The organism is Phenylobacterium sp. (genome assembly GCF_036501465.1).
GTDB lineage: Bacteria > Pseudomonadota > Alphaproteobacteria > Caulobacterales > Caulobacteraceae > Phenylobacterium.
The window spans coordinates 1-2,417 of the sequence record NZ_DASYAF010000021.1 but is presented as its reverse complement, the minus strand read 5'-3'; the positions used below and the strand labels follow the sequence as shown (position 1 = coordinate 2,417).

The window sequence follows — 2,417 nt, the reverse complement described above, 5'->3', positions numbered from 1 at the left end:
GTTCATGCTCGACAAGGTCTGCCACGATTTCGATATCTTCGGGCGGTTGGCCAGGGCGCGGCCCGCCAAGGTGGCGAGCTTCGGCGGCCGGCGCATCTTCACGCCCGAGCGCGCCGATGGCCCGCGGCAATACGAGGACGGCTCGCCCGCCTACGCCATGCGCGACGCCGGCTGGTCGGCCTCCAACGATCCCTTCCAGTCGGACATGGACCTGGCCGATCACCAGACGGCCATGGTCGAGTACGCTTCGGGCTTCCGACTTTCCTTCCACTCCAACAGCCACGTGGCGCTGGCGGAGCGGCGCTGGTACCTGGCCGGGACCGAGGGCACGCTCATAGCCGACCTGGTGCGCAACCGGCTGATGCTGCGCCGGGCCTTGCACCGCGGCAAGCCGGAGCGGATCGACTACGGCGGCCTCACCGCCGACGCCCACAACGGCGCCGACCAGGCCATGGCGCTGGACCTGCTGGCGGCGCTGGAGGGCAGGGCGGCCTTCCCGGTGACGCCATGGGACTCCATGGAGGCCGGCCTCACCGTCATGGCCATCGACCGCGCCATGGCCGAAGGCGTGATGCTCGACTGCGCCCCCATGTGGGCGGAATTCGACGCGGCGCGCGCTTCAAACCTCTCCCAGAGGGAGAGGGAGGGGCCCGCGCCGAAGGCAGCGGGAGGGTGAGGGGTTACGAGCTGGACGAGTTGGCGCGCAGCTGACCATCCGTATACGGTGCATTGGAGTTTGAATCGGAGAAGGCGCAACCCTCACCCTCCCGTTCGCTTCGCTCCGGGCCCCTCCCTCTCCCTCTGGGAGAGGTTTATTCAGTACAGTGTCCTTCCCGCCCGCACGCGTTCCGCCGGCGCGGTGAACAGCGCGTTGACGGCGGCGCTGGAGCGGCCGACGACGACCACGCCGTCGCCGGGTTCGAGCTTCAGCTCGCCGGGCGGGCGGGTGACGCTGTCGCCGCCCTGGCGGTTGATCTGCACCACGAAGAAGGCGCCCCTGGCCCGGGTCTCCAGCTCGGCGATGGTCAGGCCGGCCACCGCCGACTTCTCTGCGGTGACCATCACCTCCATCTCCAGCCCCAGGTCGCGCAGCACCTTCTCGAAGTCCTGCATCCGTTCCGAGCCGCGGATGAACCGCGCCGTTTCGGGAAACAGGATCATCTCGGCGATGCGTTCGGCGCCGATGTGGGTGGGCAGCACCACCTTGTCGGCGCCGGCCTGGATCAGCTTGCTTTCGGTGCTCGGCGCCTCGCCGCGCGCGATGATCTGCAGGCCCGGATTCAGGCTGCGGGCGCTCAGTGTGATGAAGACGTTGGCGGCGTCGTCGGGCAGGACGGTGGCCAGGATGCGGGCGCGCCCGACGCCGACGGCGGTGAGCGCGGTCTCGTCGGTGGCGTCGCCCTGCCAGCACAGATAGCCCAGCTCGCGAGCCTGGTTCAGCCGCCCCTCGTTGCGCTCCAGCACCACGAAGTCGGCGCCGCCGGCGGCGAGGTCCTTGGCCAGCATGACGCCGATACGGCCGAAACCGCAGACGATCACGTGGTCCTTCAGTTTGTTGATGTCGGTTTTCACGCGGTTCGCGCCCAGCAGTTGTTGGATTTGGGAGAAGGTCAGCGCCTGCACCAGGGCGGCGGACAGCAGGATCATGCCGGTGCAGCCGAGCACGATGGTGCTGATCGTGACGAAGTGCAGGAACGGCGTCGCGATCGGCCGCACCTCGCCGTAGCCGACCGTGAACACCGTCAGCAGCACCATGTAGATGGCGTCGCCGAAGCTCCAGCCGGCCGTGACATAGGCGCCCGTCGCCAGCGCCACGACCACCAGCATGAAGGCGATGATCGAAACCAGATTGCGAAAGGGCGAGCCCGCCAGTCCGTTCATATCGCCCGCCGGCCGCCCCCTTCGCCGCGAGCGTCAGCCTAGGGCCGCGGCGCATCGAGGAGGTCACGAATCCGTCACCCCGCCGCATCGGCGCAATAAAGCCGACAAAAGCAGCGCAGCTTACGTCACGGCGCCCTGAAAAACGGCTCCCTGCAAGGCTCAGCCGCCTTGACAACCCCCCGTCATGGCGGACTTTCAGTGTCAGGCGGCGGAACGATCGCAGGAAGAGGAAGCGGTATGGCGGGACTTTGCGAAGGACGGGTGGCGATCGTCACCGGCGGCGGGCGCGGGATCGGGCGGGAATATTGCCTGATGCTGGCGCGAGAGGGCGCCAAGGTGGTGGTCAACGATCTGGGCGGCGCCCGCGACGGCGTTGGCGCCGATCTCGGCCCCGCCGACGAGGTGGCGAACGAGATCAAGGCCATGGGCGGCGAGGCGGTGGCCAACGGCGCCGACGTCTCCGACTGGGACCAGGCCAAGGGCATGATCGACCAGGCCGTGCAGGCCTTCGGCAAGCTCGACGTGCTGATCAGCAA

The 2,417-nt window shown here is 68.5% G+C and carries 3 protein-coding genes; 2 read left to right on the top strand and 1 reads right to left on the bottom strand.

The features are described 5' to 3' along the window. A partial coding sequence (locus VGL85_RS02290) for a hypothetical protein (RefSeq protein WP_331585586.1) occupies positions 1–676 on the top strand: 676 nt, incomplete at its 5' end. 140 nt (positions 677–816) lie between these two features. On the opposite strand, the gene VGL85_RS02285 is transcribed toward VGL85_RS02290, so the two are convergent. After that, entirely contained in the window at positions 817–1,881 is a 1,065-nt protein-coding gene (locus VGL85_RS02285; protein WP_331585584.1) for a potassium channel family protein, read from the bottom strand. Positions 1,882–2,118: 237 nt separating this feature from the next. Here VGL85_RS02285 and VGL85_RS02280 point away from each other — a divergent pair. Continuing rightward, positions 2,119–2,417, top strand: a 299-nt coding sequence (locus VGL85_RS02280) for an SDR family NAD(P)-dependent oxidoreductase (protein ID WP_331585582.1), incomplete at its 3' end; no start/stop codon positions are given.